This window comes from Streptomyces sp. NPDC005878 (genome assembly GCF_040629815.1).
Lineage (GTDB): Bacteria > Actinomycetota > Actinomycetes > Streptomycetales > Streptomycetaceae > Streptomyces.
This window is the reverse complement of sequence record NZ_JBEXWK010000007.1, coordinates 84,269-100,671: the sequence shown is the minus strand read 5'-3', so window position 1 is coordinate 100,671 and position 16,403 is coordinate 84,269. Positions and strand designations below refer to the sequence as shown.

Genomic DNA, 16,403 nt, shown 5'->3' with positions numbered 1-16,403 from the left:
CATTCCAGCATGCGGACACTCAGCGGCGCTCGCCGTGCCGTCCGGGGCAGGCTTCATTGCCTGCGGCGGCGGAGTGTGTACGGCCTATGCCCGTCCACGGAAGCCACGAAACCGTGGAGTAACGATTACTTATGTGGCGTCCTGCATAGTCCCGCATCCTACGGGCCTCGGGCCGTTCCCGAGCAGGACGTAGGTCACATGGTGACCCGCGACGCGTCCGCGCGCACGGCGAAGGCCCGCCCGGACGGGGAGACGTCCGGACGGGCCTTGCGGGGAGCGGGCGGCGGGCGGGCCGGAAACCGGCCGCCCGGTCAGCCGACCGCGGTGCCGAAGAGCGAGCCGAGGCCGAAGGTGAGGGCCGCGGCCGCGCCGCCGAGGGCGAGCTGGCGCACCCCGCTGAACCACCACGAGCGCGCGGTGACCTTGGCGACCACGGCGCCGCAGGCGAAGAGGCCGACCAGCGCGAGCAGCACGGCGGGCCACAGGGCACTGGCCCCGAGCAGATACGGCAGTACGGGCAGGATCGCGCCCAGCGCGAACGAGCCGAAGGACGAGACGGCGGCCACGAGCGGCGAGGGCAGGTCGTCCGGGTCGATGCCCAGCTCCTCGCGGGCGTGGATCTCCAGCGCCTGCTCGGGGTCGCGGGAGAGCTGCATGGCGACCTCGCGGGCGAGCGCGGGCTCGACGCCGCGCGACACGTAGAGCTCGGCCAGCTCCTCCATCTCGTCCACCGGATGCCTGCGCAACTGCTGGCGCTCCACGTCGAGTTCGGCCTCGACGAGCTCGCGCTGCGAGGCGACCGAGGTGTACTCACCGGCCGCCATGGAGAACGCCCCGGCGGCCAGCCCGGCGAGGCCGGTGACGATGATGGTGTGCTGCGAGACGGCGCCGCCCGCGACACCGGTCATCAGGGCGAGGTTGGAGACGAGTCCGTCCATCGCGCCGAAGACGGCCGGACGCAGCCAGCCGCCGTTGACGTCCCGGTGGGTGTGGTTGTCCCGGTGCGCCTCGTGCAGCGTGGCCCGGGTGTCGATGACGGACACAGCTCTCCCCTTGCGTTGCGGCGGCGGACCGTGCGTCCGCTCCCCTCGTCGCCTCTTCGGTGTCGAAAGTACGCGCGATGTAAGTCCCGCGCTAGCAAGGCAGGCCGTACTTACCCAGGTCAGAGCCCTGTTTCGCTCATGCGTGCCCGTGCATGCACACATGTGGCCATTGGTGTGACGGATGGACTCCCGGGTCGTTCGGTGTGGCAGAGATCAAGCGAAGGATCAGGCGACGCGAAAGGCCCTCCCATGGAGTTGATCGCCAGCGGCCCGGGTACCGCCGAGGCCATCCGCGAGCGAGCCAGGGGCGCGCTGCTGGGCCTCGCGGTCGGGGACGCGCTCGGGGCTCCCGCCGAGAACCTCAAACCCTCGGAGATCCGGCGCCGCTGGGGCCGGATCGAGGGGTTCGTCCGCGAGGACCCGGCGGGCACCGACGACACCGAGTACGCGATCTTCTCCGGGCTGCTGCTCGCCCGGCACGGGTCCGCGCTCACCGTCACCCATGTCGAACACGCCTGGCACCACTGGATCGCCGACCGCGACGAGGGCCCGTTCCGCGGCGCGGGCTTCAGTGAGCGCGGCACCCTGGAGAACCTGCGCCGGGGCCTGGCCGCCCCCATCTCCGCCCAGCACCGGCACGCCTGGAGCGACGGCCTCGCCATGCGGGCGGCCCCCTTCGGCGTCTTCGCCGCGGGCGCGCCGAGGGAGGCGGCACGGCTGGTGGCGATCGACGGCTGCGTCAGCCACGAGGGCGAGGGGATCTACGGCGGCCAGGCGGTGGCGGCCGGTGTCGCGGTGGCGATGGCGGGCGCGGACCTCACCTCCGTCATCGCCGCGGCCCTGTCGGTGATCCCGATGGACTCCTGGACCGCGCGCTCGCTGCGCCGCGCGGTGGCCGTGGCCCACCAGGGCGAGCGCGCGGTCCGCTCGGCCGTGGTGATCGGCGGCTACCCCTGGACGGACCTGGCCCCCGAGGCGGTGGCCCTCGCCTTCGGCGCCTTCGCCACGGCCCGGGGCGACTTCACGGCCTCGGTCCTGACCGCCGTGAACATGGGCCGCGACGCGGACACGACGGCGGCGGTGGCGGGCGCCCTGGCCGGGGCGTACGGCGGCGCCGCCGCGATCCCCGCCGCCTGGTCCAGCCGCATCGGCCCGGTCCGCGGCAGCTGCCTCCCCGAGATGCGCGGCCACCACGTCCTGGACATCGCGGACCTGCTGACACCGGACCCGGAGGAGGAGACCGCGTGATGGAGATCTACCGGGACGAGGAGGGCTCGGGCGGGGGCGGGGCGCCGGGGGGCGGGGGCCCCGCGCGGGAGGCGGACGACGGGGCGTCGACGGCGGGGCCGGGCGGGCCGGGGTCGGGCGTCGGCGGGACCGCGGCGGCCGGACGTGGCAGCCCGGTGCCAGAGGCCAGCGGCAAGGCGGCAACGGCCGGCCCGGGCGAACCGGTGCCGGAGGCCGACGGGACTGCGATGGCCGGACGGGGCGGGCCATCGCCGCACGCCGACGGGACCGCGACGACCGGGCCGGGCGGGCCGGGGTCGGGCGTCGGCGGGACCGCGGCGGCCGGACGTGGTGAGCCGGGGTCGGAGGGTGGGCTCGCGGTATCCGGTTCTCCCGCGCGCACCCGTATCCAGGGCCTGCTCCTCGGGCTCGCCGCCGGTGACGCCGCGGGGTGGCCCGCCGCGCGGCACCGTGCCGCCCGTATGCCCGAGTGGACCCGGCGGCTCACCCGTGAACTCGACACCTTCGCCGAACAGAACGCCACCACCACCCTCCCCGTCCCCATCGCCCTCAACCAGCCCCCAGAACCCCTGCGGCTCGGTCCCTCGGACGACGCCGAGTGGGCCGCGTTCGCCGCCGAGAGCGTCCTGACCGCGGCCGAGCCGCTGCTCGCCCACCTCACCCCGGCCCGCCGCGTCCGCGCCGCGGTGGACCGCGCCTGGAACCTGCTCGCCGCCGAGGTCGCCGCCGCCGCCGAGCGCGCCCCCGAGGTCGAGTCCGCGGTGCTCCCGCTGCGCGCCCGCATCTCCGTACGGGCGGGTCTCGGCAACCTCGCCACCGGGCTGCGCCCGCCCGCCACCGGCCACGACAACCCGCACTACTTCGACGACGCCGCCTGCGTACGCGCCGCCGTCCTGGCCGTGGTCCACCCGGGCGCGCCCCACCAGGCCGCCGACCTGGCCGAGTTCGACGCCCGCTACACCCAGGACGGCGACGGCGTGCACGGCGCCCGGGCCGTCGCCGCCGCCGTCGCGGCGGCGCTCGGCGGCGCCACCACCGAGGACGCCGTCGACGCCGCCCTCGACCAGCTCCCGCCCGACACCGAGATCGGCCGCAACGCCCGCCACGCCGTCAAGCTCGCGCACGACTTCGCCGACGACACCGCCGGGGCGTTCGCCCTGGTCCCGCTCCTGGAGCACCAGATCGTGGACCACGTCTACAGCTACGGGATCGCCGCCGCCGAGACCGTCCCCGTCGCCCTCGCCCTGACCCTCGCCTCGCGCGGCACCGTGGCCGCGGCGGTCCCGGCCGCCGCCTGCCTGTCCCGGGTCGCGGACTCGGCGCCCGCCCTCGCCGGAGCCCTCACCGGGGCGCTCGGCGGCGGCGCCGCGATCCCCGCCCCCTGGCTGGACGCCTGCCGCACCCTGTCCGGCTGCGCCCTCCCGCGCCTGGCCGGCACCGACCTCGTGGAGCTCGCCGGGCTCCTCGCCGACACGCTGTGCCACCCCCCGGGCGGCTGAGGTTTTCACCAAAGTGCCGCGAACCACCTCGAACTGACCGCCCAGGGTGGACAATTCCGGCATGACGCTCACGACGTCGTACACGACGCTCACTCTCGCGGACCGCATCACCGGCGCCCTGGTCGGCGCGGCCGTCGGGGACGCCCTCGGCGGCCCCGTCGAGGGCTACTCCCCCGACCAGATCGTGGAGCGGCACGGCGGCCGCGTCCACGGCATCGTCGGCCCCTGGCACGGCGACGACTGGCGTACGGCACGCCCGATCGCCCCGTACCACAAGGGCGACGGACACGTCACCGACGACACCCTGATGACGCATGCGCTGATCCGCGTGTACGAGAAGGTCCGCGACCACCTCGACGCGTACGCGATCGCCGACCACCTGGTCCCCGACCTGCTCTCCCGCCCGGTGTGGATCCCCGAACTGGAGGCGGAGACCATCCCCCTGCACCGGATCTTCCTCGCCGAGAAGTGGCTGGTGGCGCGGCTGCACTACGGCCACGTCGACCCCCGCGAGGCGGGCGCGGGCAACATCGTCAACTGCGGGGCGGCGATGTACATGGCCCCGGTCGGCCTGGTCAACGCGGCCGACCCGGCGGGGGCGTACGCCGAGGCCCTGGAGGTGGCGGCCCCGCACCAGTCCTCGTACGGCAGGGAGGCCGCGGGCGTCTTCGCGGCGGCCGTGGCGGCGGCGTGCGCGCCCGGCGCGACGGCGGCGACGGTCGTCGACACCTGCCTCCGCCTGGCCAAGGACGGGACCCGCGCGGCGATCGAGGCGGTGGCCGAAGCGGCGTCCGGCCACACGGACTTCGAGTCCGCGCTCGCCCCGCTGCGGGCGGCCGTCGCCCCCTTCGACACGGTCGGCCCCGACTACCGCGCCCCGTCCCTGGGCGCCCGCCGCCCGTCCCGTCTGCACGCCGTCGAGGAACTCCCCATCGCCCTCGGCATGCTGCTGGTGGCCGACGGCGACTTCCGCACGGCGGTCCTGGGCGCGGTGAACTACGGCCGCGACTGCGACTCCATCGCGACGATGGCGGGTGCGCTGGCGGGCGCGCTGCGGGGCGAGGGCCCCGTTCCGGCCGCTTGGTCCCAGCGGATCGCCGAGGCGAGCCGGCTGGACCTGCACGCGCCCGCGCGGGCACTGACGGAGGTGGCCGTCGAGGTGCACGGGAAGGACCGCGCCCGCCGGTCCGCGCACCACGCTGCCTTCGAGGCCCTGACCCGATGACCCCGCTGCGCGTGACCTGGGTCCAGCCGGAGGACCTGCTGGCCCACGAACTGCGCCAGGCGGCCGAGGACGGCCGCGACGCGAGCGGGATCGCGCGGCGCTGGGTGGCGGCGGGCGGCAGCGCGACCCCCGTCCACGGGGGCGCGTCCCTGCCCCCCGCGCCCCCGGCGCTGAGGTCGCTGGCGCTACGCCTGCTGGACGAACTGGCGCTGACGCCCAGCCCGTTGGCCAGGGTCGAGCCGACGGAACTGGCCGCCATCACGCGGGCGTGCGGAGGCGCGGAGGCACCCGTGGCGCGGGCCGAACCGACGGACCTCGCCGCCATCACGCGGGCGTACGGAGGCGCGGAGGCGCCCGTCGCGCGGGCCGAACCGACGGACCTCGCGGCCATCACACGGGCGTACGGGCGCGCGGGGGCGCCCGTCGCGCGGGAGGAGGCGCGGCGCCCGCCCGGCGGGCCGGGGGCAGCGCCCCCGGGAACGCCCGCTGCCCGCCCCCGCCCCGGGAGCCCGGGCGGAACCGCACCCGTCACGGCGGGAAGGGGCGGGACGGCGGAGGTCGACGCCCTCCACGCCGCCTGGCTCGGCCGGGCCGCCGGCTGCCTCCTCGGCAAGCCCGTCGAGAAGCTCACCCTCACCGGCATCAGAGCCATCGCCCGTGCCACCGGCAACTGGCCGCTCCACACCTGGTTCACCGCCCGGGGCCTCTCCGCCGGCCTCGCCGCCGCCCACCCCTGGAACCGCCGCTCCGCCCCCACCTCCCTCGCCGAGAACATCGACGGGATGCCCGAGGACGACGACCTCAACTACCCCCTCCTCGGGCTGCTCCTCCTCCAGCGCCACGGCCGCGCCTTCACCACCGCCGACGTGGCACGGCTGTGGCTGGACGAACTCCCGGCCGGGCGGACGTTCACGGCCGAGCGCGTCGCGTACCGCAACCTCCTCGACGGCGTCGAACCCCCGCACACCGCCACCCACCGCAACCCGTTCCGCGAGTGGATCGGCGCGGCCATCCGCGCCGACGTCCACGGCTGGACCAACCCCGGCGACCCGGCGGCCGCCGCCGCGCAGGCGCACCGCGACGCCGTCCTCACCCACACCGCCAACGGCGTGTACAGCGCCATGTTCACGGCGGCGGCGATCTCCCTGGCCGCCACCGGCGCGTACGACGTACACGGCTGCCTCGCCGGCGGGCTCACCGTGATCCCCCCGGACTCCCGCCTCGCCGCCGCGGTCCGGCTCGGCATCCGGCTCGCCCGCGAGGAGGACGGCTTCGAGACGGTGGTGGACCGGCTGCACACGGCGCTCGGCGCGTACCACTGGGTGCACGCCGTCCCCAACGCCGCCCTGCTCGCCGCCGCCCTCACCCACGCCGACGGCGACTTCTCCGGCTCCATCTGCCGCGCGGTGTCCGGCGGCTGGGACACCGACTCCAACGGGGCGACCGCCGGCTCGATCGCGGGACTCCTGGCGGGGCACCCGGACGCCCTGCCCGCCCGCTGGACGGCCCCGCTCAAGAACCGCCTCGCCACCTCCGTCGCCGACTTCGACGGCACCGGATTCGACACTCTCGCGGAACTGACCGCGAGCCTCACCACCCACCCCATCCCCCAGGAGGTACGACACGCATGACGCGTATCGCGGTGCTCGGCAGCACCAACATGGACCTGGTCGCCTATGTGACGACCGCCCCCCGCCGCGGTGAGACGGTCACCGGCCGCGAATTCCGTACGATCCCCGGCGGCAAGGGCGCCAACCAGGCCGTCGCGGCGGCCCGCGCGGGCGGCGACGTGGCGCTCATCGGGGCCGTCGGCACGGATGAGTTCGGCACCCGGCTGCGGGCCGCGCTCGACGGCTCGGGCGTCGACACCGACCTCGTCCGCACCACCGAGGGACCCTCCGGCACGGCCCATATCGTGGTCGACGCCTCCGGCGGCAACGCGATCGTCGTCATCCCCGGCGCCAACGCCTCCGTCACCCACCTCGGCCCCGGTGACGAGGCGCTGATCGCCGGCGCCGAGGCGCTGCTGCTCCAACTGGAGCTGCCGATGGACACGGTGGTCGAGGGCGCCGCGGCGGCCCGGCGCCACGGGGTGCGGACGGTCCTCACGCCCTCCCCCGTCCAGCCGCTGCCGCCCGAACTCCTCGCCGCCACCGACCTGGTGGTGGCCAACGAGCACGAGGCCACCTCGCTGACCGGCGTCGACGACCCGAAGGCGGCCGCCCGCGCGCTGCTGGACCTGGTCCCCGAAGTGGTGGTCACGCTCGGCTCCCGGGGCTGCCTGTACGCGGCCCGCGGCCAGGACCCGGTCGCGGTCGCGGCCCCCGAGGTCACCGCGGTCGACACCACCGGCGCGGGTGACACCTTCGTGGGCGCGCTCGCCGTCGCCCTGGGCGAGGGCCGGGCGATGCCGCAGGCACTGGCGTGGGCGTCCCAGGCCGCCGCGCTCTCGGTCCAGCGGCCCGGCGCGGTCGCCGCCATGCCCTACCGCGCGGAGATCGACGCGGCGGCGTCCGCGGCCGGGGGCGCGGGCCGGTGACGACTCCCCCGGGCGGGCCACGCCCACCGGCCCCCTCCCCCTCCCCCGCTCCCCTCCAGCGGCTGCGGGTCCTGGACCTGGCCACCCTCTTCGCCGGGCCGCTCGCGGCGACGATGCTGGGCGACTTCGGCGCCGAGGTCATCAAGGTCGAGCACCCCCGCCGCCCCGACCCCTCGCGCGGGCACGGCCCCGCCAAGGACGGTGTGGGGCTCTGGTGGAAACTGCTCGGCCGCAACAAGCGCACGATGACCCTGGACCTGTCCACGCCGGGGGGCCGCGAGACGCTGCTCCGGCTCGCCGCCTCCACCGATGTGATCATCGAGAACTTCCGTCCCGGCACCCTGGAGCGCTGGGGCCTGGGCTGGCCCGAACTGTCCGCCGCGAACGAACGGCTGGTGCTGACCCGCGTCACCGGCTTCGGCCAGTACGGTCCGTACGCCCACCGCCCCGGCTTCGGCACGCTCGCCGAGGCCATGTCCGGCTTCGCCGCCGTCACCGGTGAGCCGGACGGCCCGCCGACGCTGCCCCCGTTCGGCCTCGCGGACTCGATCGCCGCGCTGGCCACCGCGTACGCCGTACTGACCGCCCTCACCGCGCGCGCCGCCACCGGGCGCGGGCAGGTGGTCGACATGGCGATCATCGAGCCGATCCTGACCGTGCTGGGCCCGCAGCCCATCTGGTACGACCAGCTCGGCTACGTCCAGCCGCGCACCGGCAACCGCTCCCGCAACAACGCCCCGCGCAACACCTACCGCACGGCGGACGGCAGTTGGCTCGCCGTCTCCACCTCCGCCCAGTCGGTCGCGGAGCGGGTGATACGGCTGGTGGGGCGGCCGGAGCTGATCGAGGAGCCGTGGTTCGCGAGCGGATCGGGGCGGGCCGAGCACGCGGACGTCCTGGACGAGGCGGTGGGCCACTGGATCGGGCGGCGCACCCGGGAGGAGGCGATGACGGCGTTCGAGAAGGCGGAGGCGGCGATCGCGCCGGTCTACGACATCCGCGAGGTGATGGAGGACCCCCAGTACCGGGCGCTCGACACGCTCACCACGGTCGACGACCCGGAGCTGGGACCCGTCCGGATGCAGAACGTCCTCTTCCGGCTCTCCGAGACGCCCGGCGCGATCCGCTGGGCGGGCCGCCCGCACGGCGCCGACACGGACGACGTCCTGACCGAACTCGGCCTGTCCGCCCCGGAGATCGACGCGCTGCGCCGGGCGGGCGCGCTGTGACCACGATCCCGCTGACCTGGCTCTACGCCCCCGGCGACCGGCCGCAGGTGGTCGAGAAGGCGCTGTCGGCGGGGGCGGACGTGGTGATCGTGGACCTGGAGGACGCGGTCGGGCCCGACCGCAAGGCGTACGCGCGGGCCGCGACGACGGAGCTGCTGGCGCGGCGGCCGTCCACGCCGGTCCACGTCAGGGTGGCCACGGAGGAGGACGTACGGGCGGTGGCCGGGCTGCCGGGTCTTTCGGGCCTGCGCCTGCCCAAGGTCACCCACGCCCTCCAGGTCGAGCGGGTCGCGGCCCTGGCCCCCGGCGTCGCGCTCTATCCACTGGTGGAGAGCGCCCTGGGGGTGGAGCACGCGTACACGATCGCCGCCGCGCACCCGGCGGTGCGGGGCATCGCGCTCGGGGAGGCGGACCTCTGCGCGGATCTGGGCGTACGCGACGAGTCGGGCCTGGAGTGGCCGCGCAGTCGGGTGGTGGTGGCCGCGCGGGCGGCGGGCCTCGACCCGCCCGCGCAGTCCGTCTACCGGCACATCAGCGATCTGGACGGTCTGGCCGCGTCCTGCGCCCGGGGGCGGGCGCTGGGGTTTCTGGGGCGCGCGGCGATCCATCCGGCGCAGCTGCCGGTGATCGAGCGGGCCTATCTGCCGCCGCCCGCCGAGGTGGCGGCGGCACAGGAGATCGTCACGGCGTCGCCGACCGATACGGGGGCGCTGGCGCTGGCGGATGGGCGGTTCGTGGACGCGGCGGTGCTGGAGGCCGCCCGCCGCACCCTGTCGCTGGCGAACCGGTCTGTTCCCCCACCCCGCCCGTTCCCTTAACCCTCCGGGGGGAGGCCCTCCGGGGGGCGGGGGGGGGGAGGCGGTTTCCCCGGGGCTGCGCCCCGAACCCCTTCGCGGGGCCTGCGGCCCCCGCACCCCGCTTCTTTCGTCTGCGGACCGTGCTGGCTTGCTCGCGCAGTTCCCCGCGCCCCTGGGTAGTCAGGGGCGCGGGGAACTGCGCGCTCAGCCACAGACAACCCGCAGACGACCACCGGGCCCTGAAGGGGCGCGGGGAACTGCGCGGCAAGCCACCCACCGGCCCGCAGACGAACCCCGGGCAGAACAGGGGCGCGGGGAACTGCGCGACCAGCCGCCACCGGTCCGCAGGCGGGAAGTGTGGATCAGCCCTTGCTCGGGGTTCCGTTGTCGGACGGTACCGGCTTCTCGCCGTCGTCGACGGGCACGGTCGTCCCGTCGGCCGGCCCGGCCACGGTCCCCTCCGCGGGCGCGTCGGCCGACGCGTCGGCCAGGGCGTCGGACGGCAGGCCGGACGGCACATCTGCCGAAGGCTCCACCACCGCTTCCCTCCCCGGCCGCACCCGCGCAGAAATCACGATGTACGTCACGGCGAGCACGAACACCGTGATCGCGGTCCAGTCGTTGAGCCGCAGGCCCAGCACGTGGTGGGCCTCGTCGACCCGCATGTACTCGATCCAGCCGCGCCCCACGCAGTACGCCGCCACGTACAGCGCGAACGCCCGCCCGTGGCCCAGCTTGAAGCGGCGGTCCGCCCAGATGACGAGGAAGCCGACGCCGAGGCACCACAGCGACTCGTACAGGAAGGTCGGGTGGTACGTGCCCTCGACCCGGTTCGTGCCCTCGGAGATCTTCAGCGCCCACGGCACATCGGTGGGCTTGCCGTACAGCTCCTGGTTGAACCAGTTGCCCCAGCGGCCCACCGCCTGGGCGAAGGCGACGCCGGGAGCCAGTGCGTCGGCCCAGGCCGGCAACGGGATGCCCCGGCGGCGGCAGCCGATCCACGCGCCCACCGCGCCGAACGCGATCGCGCCCCAGATGCCGAGCCCGCCCTGCCAGATCTTGAAGGCGTCGACCCAGTCCTCACCGTCGCTGAAGTACAGCTGGTAGTCGGTGATGACGTGGTAGAGCCGGCCGCCGACGAGGCCGAAGGGCACCGCCCAGACGGCGATGTCGGCCACCGTGCCGGGCCGGCCGCCCCGGGCGACCCAGCGCTTGTTGCCGTACCAGACGGCGACGAAGACACCGATGATGATGCAGAAGGCATAGCCGCGCAGCGGGATGGGTCCGAGGTGGATCACGCCGGTCGACGGGCTGGGAATGAAGGCGAGGTTCATGGCAGGGTCGACGCTACCCTGCCGGGCGGGCGGTCGGACCACCCACCCGGCAACTTCTGAGTAACAGGCGGTGCGCCGGGGCCCCGGAGGGGCTTGGGGGCTCCTAGGGCTCCAGCGGAGCCGGGACCGCCGGGGCGCCCGGATGCGACGGGACGGGGGCCGGCGCCTTCTTCGGGGCGGTCGGCGCCGCCCCCGGCGCGTGCGCGGTCCCGTGCGGGGCCTTCGGCCTCGGCGTCCCGGACCCGGCGGGCGCGCCCGGGGGCGGCGGGCTCGGCGCCGCGGTCGCCTCCGACGGCGAGGCCGTGCCCGGCTCCTTGCCCTCGTTCGCCTCGGTGACCCACTTCTTCAGGTTCGCCGGGCTGATCTGCTCGCTGCCCTTCTGGGGGAAGACCGACTCCCCGTTCAGCTGGACCGTCGGCGTCCCGCTGAAGCCGCCGTTCTGGAACGCGTCGTTGGACTTGGTGACCCAGCTGTTGTGCTTTCCCTCCCGCACGCAGGAGCGGAAGGCGGCCGTGTCCAGGCCGGGGACCTTCCGGGCCAGCTCGATCAGCTTGTCGTCCTTCCCGTACGCGTCGTTCGTCTCCTGCGGCTGGTTGGTGTAGAGCACGTCGTGGTACGCCTGGAACTTTCCGGCGTCCTGGGCGCAGCCCGCCGCGTTCGCCGCGCGCAGCGAGCCGCGGCCGCCGAGGTTGCGGTCGATCAGGGTGGCGAGGTGGTACTGCACGCGGAGCCGGCCGCCGGCCTGGAGCTCGTGGATCGTGGACCGGAAGCCGTTCTCGAACGCGGCGCACGCCGGGCAGCGGAAGTCCTCCCAGACCGTGAGCGTGGACGGCGCGTCGGCGGCGCCGACCGGGATGGCCGGCTTGTCCTTGCCCTCCGCCCCGGCGGGCGCGAGCAGCGGGCCCGCCGTGCTCTTCTTGTCGCCGCTCTTGGTGTTGGCGGCGATCACGCCGATCACCGCGGCCAGCCCGAGGACGCACACCACCGCCGCGGCGACGATCATCGTGCGTCTGCGGCGGTCCTGGGTCCGCTGCCGCTCGCGCTCCTGGGCCAGCCGCTCGCGGGCCGTTCTCTTGCCTTCTTGGTTCTTCTCGCTCACACCCGCAGCAACGAACCGGGGAGGCACCCACGTGCCTCCCCGGTCCAGATCCACCCGTACGAGCTAACGCGTTCCGGGTCCGTCCGAACCTGGCAGGGTTACGGAGCGTCGCCGCGTACGGCCGCACCCTTACGGCGTACGGCGGACGCCCGCGGCGAGTTCACCCGCGAGGGCGCGCACGGCGGCGAGCCCGGTGGCGTGGTCCGGGGCGTCGAGCAGCCGCTGCACGAACGCCGAGCCGACGATCACGCCGTCGGAGAAGGCGGCGACCTCCCGGGCCTGGTCCGCGTTGGAGACGCCGAGGCCGACGCAGACCGGCAGTTCGGTGGTGGCCCGGGTGCGCCGCACCAGGTCCTCGGCCTGGGCGCCGACCGACGCGCGCGTGCCGGTGACGCCCATCAGGGACGCCGCGTACACGAAGCCGGAGCCGGCGGCCGTGATCTGCGCGAGCCGCTCGTCCTTGCTGCTGGGCGCGACCACGAAGACGGTGCCGAGGCCGTGCTTGTCGGCGTGCTCGCGCCACAGCGCGGACTCCTGGACCGGCAGGTCGGGCAGGATGCAGCCGGCGCCGCCGGCCTCGGCGAGCTCGGCGGTGAAGCGCTCCACGCCGTACCGGTCGACGGGGTTCCAGTAGGTCATCACCAGCACCGGCTTGCCGGTGGCGGCGTGCGCCTCGCGGACCGTGCGCAGCACGTCGGCGATCTTCACCCCGCCCTTGAGGGCGATGTCGTCGGCGGTCTGGATGACCGGCCCGTCCAGGACCGGGTCGCTGTGCGGCAGACCGACCTCGACCACGTCGGCGCCGCCCTCGAAGACGGCCTTGATCGCTTCGATGCCGCCGTCGACGGTCGGGAACCCGGCGGGCAGATAGGCGATGAGCGCGGCCCGGTCCTCGGCCTTCGCGCGGGCGAGGGTGTCGTCCAGCAGAGTCACGTTCCCGCTCACTTGGCGTCTCCCTCGATCTCGGCGAGGCCCGCGGCGTCGGCGGCCACCTCGGCGTCGGTGCCGTACAGCCCGAAGTAGCGGGCGGCGGTGTCCATGTCCTTGTCGCCGCGACCGGAGAGGTTGACCAGGAGCAGGCCGTCCTTGCCAAGCTCCCGGCCGATCTCCAGGGCGCCCGCGAGGGCGTGCGCCGACTCGATGGCCGGGATGATGCCCTCGGTGCGCGAGAGCAGCCGCAGCGCCCGCATGGCGGCCTCGTCGGTCACCGCGCGGTACTCGCCGCGGCCGATGTCCTTGAGGTAGGAGTGCTCGGGTCCGATGCCCGGGTAGTCCAGACCGGCCGAGATCGAGTACGGCTCGGTGATCTGGCCCTCGTCGTCCTGGAGGACGTAGCTGCGGGAGCCGTGCAGGATGCCGGGCTCGCCCGCGGTCAGGGTCGCCGCGTGCTCGCCGGTCTCGATGCCGTGCCCGGCGGGCTCGCAGCCGATCAGGCGGACGTCCGCGTCGGGGATGAAGGCGTGGAAGAGGCCGATGGCGTTGGAGCCGCCGCCGACGCAGGCGACGGCCGCGTCCGGGAGCCTTCCGGCGCGCTCCAGGAGCTGGCGGCGGGCCTCGACGCCGATGACCCGGTGAAAGTCGCGGACCATCGCCGGGAACGGGTGCGGGCCCGCGACGGTGCCGAAGAGGTAGTGCGTGCGGTCCACGTTGGCGACCCAGTCGCGGAACGCCTCGTTGATGGCGTCCTTCAGGGTGCGGCTGCCGGACTTCACGGGGATGACCTCGGCGCCGAGCATCCGCATCCGGGCGACGTTCAGCGCCTGGCGCTGGGTGTCGACCTCGCCCATGTAGATGGTGCATTCGAGGCCGAAGAGGGCGCAGGCGGTCGCGGTGGCGACGCCGTGCTGGCCGGCGCCGGTCTCGGCGATCACGCGGGTCTTGCCCATGCGCTTGGTGAGCAGCGCCTGGCCGAGGACGTTGTTGATCTTGTGCGAGCCGGTGTGGTTCAGGTCCTCGCGCTTGAGGAAGACCCGGGCGCCGCCCGCGTGCTCGGCGAACCGGGGCACCTCGGTCAGCGCGCTCGGGCGCCCGGTGTAGTTGACCATGAGGTCGTTGAGTTCGGCGGCGAAGGCGGGGTCGGCCTTGGCCTTCTCGTACTCCACGGCGACCTCGTCGACCGCGGCGACGAGGGCCTCGGGGATGAACTTGCCGCCGAACGCGCCGAAGTAGCCCTCGGCGGTGGGGACTCGACCCTCCGGGTCCGGGAGGAAGAACTCGTGCTCTTGGGACATGGGGATACCTCCCCGGGGCGGTGCGGCCCCGGTCCTGGGTTACGTGTGGTCACGGGTTCGCCCAGGCGCCGTACGTGGTGAGCCGGGTGTGCGACCGCAGGCCGTATGCGGCTGGTCGCGCAGTCCCCGCGCCCCGTGGGGCGCTCTGGCTCAGGCGGCGCTCAGGGCACCGCCGCGCCATCGCATCCCGTTGACCTGGCCCGGCTCCGAACCGATCACGTAGCGCACGCGCCGCCCGTGCACCCGGCGCGCCGGGGCGCGGCAGCCGCGGGGGCGGCAGCCGGGGGCGAGACGGGCGGCAATCGGCATCGCGGGGTCAGTTCCGTCCGTGCCGCAGGGCGGGGTGGGCGCCGGCGGCCACCAGGTCGGCGACGGCCGCCCGGGGGTCCTTGCCGGTGACCAGGGACTCGCCGACCAGGACGGCGTCCGCGCCCGCGTTGGCGTACGCGATCAGGTCGTGGGGGCCGCGCACACCCGACTCGGCGATCTTGACGATGTGCGAGGGGATCTCCGGGGCGACGCGCTCGAAGGTGGTGCGGTCCACCTTCAGGGTCTTCAGGTCGCGCGCGTTGACGCCGATGATCTTCGCGCCCGCGTCGACCGCCCGCTCGACCTCGTCCTCGTCGTGCACCTCGACCAGCGGGGTGAGCCCGATGGACTCGGCCCGCTCGATCAGCGAGACCAGGGCGTCCTGCTCCAGGGCGGAGACGATCAGGAGCGCCATGTCGGCCCCGTACGCCCGGGCCTCCCACAGCTGGTACGCGGTGACGATGAAGTCCTTGCGCAGGACCGGGATGTCGACCTTGGCGCGAACGGCCTCCAGGTCGGCGAGCGAGCCGCCGAAGCGGCGCTCCTCGGTGAGCACGGAGATGACGGCGGCGCCGCCCGCCTCGTAGTCGGCCGCGAGGCCCGCCGGGTCAGCGATGGCCGCCAGCGCGCCCTTGGAGGGGCTGGAGCGCTTGACCTCGCAGATGACCTTGACGCCTTCGCCGCGCAGGGCCGCCACACCGTCCCGAGCCTGGGGCGCCTTGGCGGCGCGCTCCTTGAGCTCGTCGAGGCCGACCCGCGCCTGCCGCTCCGCCAGATCGGCGCGGACGCCCTCGATGATCTCGTCGAGCACACTCACGCGAGCGGCCCCCTTCCAGGACGGTGACGTTGACGATCGGCCAGGATCAGCCATGACGATGGTATCCGCACCGGAGCGAAGGGCCCGCATCCGGTTGACGCCCGTCCCACTCCTCGGACAGCCGGGACGTGGGGAGATATACGGAATGTCACGGCGCGAGCACAGAACCGAACGGTAGATTCCGGACAATCGAGAAGGCCAGCAGGACCGCGCCGACGCCCCACCAGTGGGCGTCCTTGAGCGCGATACGGAAGGGCAGCCCGCGCGCGGCGCGGACGGCCCAGACCGCCCACAGGACCGCGAAGAGGACATAGCCGGCGACGGCCAGGGCGTTGGCGCCGAGGGCCGCGCCGAAGTCGCCCGTGACGAAGGCGTGGGCGCTGCGCAGCCCTCCGCAGCCGGGGCAGTAGATCCCGGTGAGCCGCAGCAGCGGGCAGACGGGGTAGTGGCCGGGCTCGTTCGGGTCGACCGTGCCCACGTACGCGAAGGCCGCGGCGACCCCGGCGAGGGTGCCCAGCGGCACGAGCAGCCGGCGCGCCGCGGCGGTGGCCCCGGGAGCCGGGGTGCCGGGAGCCGGGGTGCCGGGGACCGGGCTGGTCGGGGTCGGGGTGGCGTCCACGCGGTGATTGTCCCCGGATCCGGCGAGAGGCGCAGCCCCAGGGGGCCGCGCCTCTCGTGGAATGCCGTGGACGGGGTGCCGCGTGGCTCAGCGGGCCTCGGCGAGACGGGCGCGCGCCTTGGCGCCGGCCGCCTCGCGGGCCGCGGCCATCTCGGCGGACTCCTTCGGCGTACCGAGGCCGGCCATCTTCATGACGCCGCCGACGACCGCGCCGAGCAGGGTGAGCGCCGTACCGGCCCAGAAGCCGACCGGGTTGGCGGCGACGATGAAGACCGAGGCCACACAGAAGCCGATGAAGGAGATGATGACACCGGTCCAGGCGGCCGGGGTGTGTCCGTGGCCGCCGCTGCTGCCCGCCATGAGTTGCTCCTCGTTGGTGAATCTCTGGGTCGCGGAGTCGGCCGCCCAGTCCGG

16 protein-coding genes are annotated in these 16,403 nt (G+C 74.8%); 7 read left to right on the top strand and 9 right to left on the bottom strand.

Annotation, left to right across the window (positions count from 1 at the left end; all coding sequences use genetic code 11):
• Positions 1-311: 311 nt before the first annotated feature.
• Positions 312-1,043: a VIT1/CCC1 transporter family protein gene (locus tag ABZ404_RS14115; RefSeq protein WP_358834111.1), complete on the bottom strand. Its 732-nt coding sequence runs from the start codon at positions 1,041-1,043 to the stop codon at positions 312-314.
• 249 nt (positions 1,044-1,292) lie between these two features.
• On the opposite strand from ABZ404_RS14115, the gene ABZ404_RS14110 reads away from it, so the two are divergent.
• The 7 genes from ABZ404_RS14110 to ABZ404_RS14080 all read left to right on the top strand — a co-directional run bounded on the left by ABZ404_RS14110 (position 1,293) and on the right by ABZ404_RS14080 (position 9,601).
• Positions 1,293-2,291, top strand: coding sequence for an ADP-ribosylglycohydrolase family protein (locus ABZ404_RS14110; protein ID WP_358990427.1), 999 nt, complete (start codon positions 1,293-1,295; stop codon positions 2,289-2,291).
• The gene (locus ABZ404_RS14105) at positions 2,291-3,790 is read left to right on the top strand and encodes an ADP-ribosylglycohydrolase family protein (RefSeq protein WP_358990424.1); all 1,500 of its coding nucleotides are present in this window, start codon (positions 2,291-2,293) and stop codon (positions 3,788-3,790) included. The genes ABZ404_RS14110 and ABZ404_RS14105 overlap by 1 nt, the downstream gene beginning before the upstream one ends.
• 61 nt (positions 3,791-3,851) lie before the next feature.
• A complete protein-coding gene (locus ABZ404_RS14100) occupies positions 3,852-5,015 on the top strand; it encodes an ADP-ribosylglycohydrolase family protein (protein WP_358837713.1) in 1,164 nt (387 codons plus the stop codon).
• Positions 5,012-6,646 (top strand): ADP-ribosylglycohydrolase family protein, encoded by a 1,635-nt coding sequence (locus ABZ404_RS14095; RefSeq protein ID WP_358990421.1) that lies wholly within the window; start codon positions 5,012-5,014, stop codon positions 6,644-6,646. Before ABZ404_RS14100 ends, ABZ404_RS14095 begins: the two co-directional genes overlap by 4 nt.
• Positions 6,643-7,554 (top strand): ribokinase, encoded by a 912-nt coding sequence (gene rbsK / locus ABZ404_RS14090; RefSeq protein WP_358837502.1) that lies wholly within the window; start codon positions 6,643-6,645, stop codon positions 7,552-7,554. Before ABZ404_RS14095 ends, rbsK begins: the two co-directional genes overlap by 4 nt.
• The gene (locus ABZ404_RS14085) at positions 7,551-8,783 is read left to right on the top strand and encodes a CoA transferase (RefSeq protein WP_358837501.1); all 1,233 of its coding nucleotides are present in this window, start codon (positions 7,551-7,553) and stop codon (positions 8,781-8,783) included. The genes rbsK and ABZ404_RS14085 overlap by 4 nt, the downstream gene beginning before the upstream one ends.
• The gene (locus tag ABZ404_RS14080) at positions 8,780-9,601 is read left to right on the top strand and encodes a CoA ester lyase (protein WP_358837500.1); all 822 of its coding nucleotides are present in this window, start codon (positions 8,780-8,782) and stop codon (positions 9,599-9,601) included. Before ABZ404_RS14085 ends, ABZ404_RS14080 begins: the two co-directional genes overlap by 4 nt.
• Before the next feature lie 341 nt (positions 9,602-9,942).
• Here ABZ404_RS14080 and lgt read toward each other — a convergent pair whose 3' ends face one another.
• The 8 genes from lgt to ABZ404_RS14040 all read right to left on the bottom strand — a co-directional run bounded on the left by lgt (position 9,943) and on the right by ABZ404_RS14040 (position 16,349).
• Positions 9,943-10,914 carry a prolipoprotein diacylglyceryl transferase gene (lgt, locus tag ABZ404_RS14075; RefSeq protein WP_358837912.1) on the bottom strand — a complete coding sequence of 324 codons (972 nt, stop codon included), beginning with the start codon at positions 10,912-10,914 and terminating at the stop codon, positions 9,943-9,945.
• A 103-nt stretch (positions 10,915-11,017) separates the two neighbouring features.
• A complete protein-coding gene (locus ABZ404_RS14070; protein WP_358990418.1) occupies positions 11,018-12,013 on the bottom strand; it encodes a thioredoxin domain-containing protein in 996 nt (331 codons plus the stop codon).
• Positions 12,014-12,142: 129 nt separating this feature from the next.
• Complete coding sequence (gene trpA, locus ABZ404_RS14065; RefSeq protein WP_358836577.1) at positions 12,143-12,958, bottom strand: tryptophan synthase subunit alpha; 816 nt, start codon at positions 12,956-12,958, stop codon at positions 12,143-12,145.
• Positions 12,955-14,244: a tryptophan synthase subunit beta gene (gene trpB, locus ABZ404_RS14060; protein WP_358836576.1), complete on the bottom strand. Its 1,290-nt coding sequence runs from the start codon at positions 14,242-14,244 to the stop codon at positions 12,955-12,957. The genes trpA and trpB overlap by 4 nt, the downstream gene beginning before the upstream one ends.
• Positions 14,245-14,394: 150 nt before the next feature.
• Entirely contained in the window at positions 14,395-14,553 is a 159-nt protein-coding gene (locus ABZ404_RS14055; RefSeq protein ID WP_358990415.1) for a hypothetical protein, read from the bottom strand.
• A 7-nt stretch (positions 14,554-14,560) separates the two neighbouring features.
• Positions 14,561-15,370, bottom strand: a complete 810-nt coding sequence (gene trpC / locus ABZ404_RS14050) for an indole-3-glycerol phosphate synthase TrpC (RefSeq protein WP_358836575.1) — start codon at positions 15,368-15,370, stop codon at positions 14,561-14,563.
• Positions 15,371-15,518: 148 nt separating this feature from the next.
• Positions 15,519-15,899 (bottom strand): DUF2752 domain-containing protein, encoded by a 381-nt coding sequence (locus tag ABZ404_RS14045; protein WP_358836580.1) that lies wholly within the window; start codon positions 15,897-15,899, stop codon positions 15,519-15,521.
• Between the two features lie 177 nt (positions 15,900-16,076).
• A complete protein-coding gene (locus ABZ404_RS14040) occupies positions 16,077-16,349 on the bottom strand; it encodes an HGxxPAAW family protein (RefSeq protein ID WP_358836574.1) in 273 nt (90 codons plus the stop codon).
• Positions 16,350-16,403: the final 54 nt, after the last annotated feature.

Excerpts from the sequence above, each read along its gene's own strand:
- rbsK (WP_358837502.1), top strand. The coding sequence starts at position 6,643 with ATGACGCGTATCGCGGTGCTCGGCAGCACCAACATGGACCTGGTCGCC.
- ABZ404_RS14110 (WP_358990427.1), top strand. The coding sequence starts at position 1,293 with ATGGAGTTGATCGCCAGCGGCCCGGGTACCGCCGAGGCCATCCGCGAG.
- ABZ404_RS14105 (WP_358990424.1), top strand. The coding sequence starts at position 2,291 with ATGGAGATCTACCGGGACGAGGAGGGCTCGGGCGGGGGCGGGGCGCCG.
- ABZ404_RS14100 (WP_358837713.1), top strand. The coding sequence starts at position 3,852 with ATGACGCTCACGACGTCGTACACGACGCTCACTCTCGCGGACCGCATC.
- ABZ404_RS14040 (WP_358836574.1), bottom strand. The coding sequence starts at position 16,349 with ATGGCGGGCAGCAGCGGCGGCCACGGACACACCCCGGCCGCCTGGACC.
- trpB (WP_358836576.1), bottom strand. The coding sequence starts at position 14,244 with ATGTCCCAAGAGCACGAGTTCTTCCTCCCGGACCCGGAGGGTCGAGTC.
- ABZ404_RS14055 (WP_358990415.1), bottom strand. The coding sequence starts at position 14,553 with ATGCCGATTGCCGCCCGTCTCGCCCCCGGCTGCCGCCCCCGCGGCTGC.
- lgt (WP_358837912.1), bottom strand. The coding sequence starts at position 10,914 with ATGAACCTCGCCTTCATTCCCAGCCCGTCGACCGGCGTGATCCACCTC.
- ABZ404_RS14095 (WP_358990421.1), top strand. The coding sequence starts at position 5,012 with ATGACCCCGCTGCGCGTGACCTGGGTCCAGCCGGAGGACCTGCTGGCC.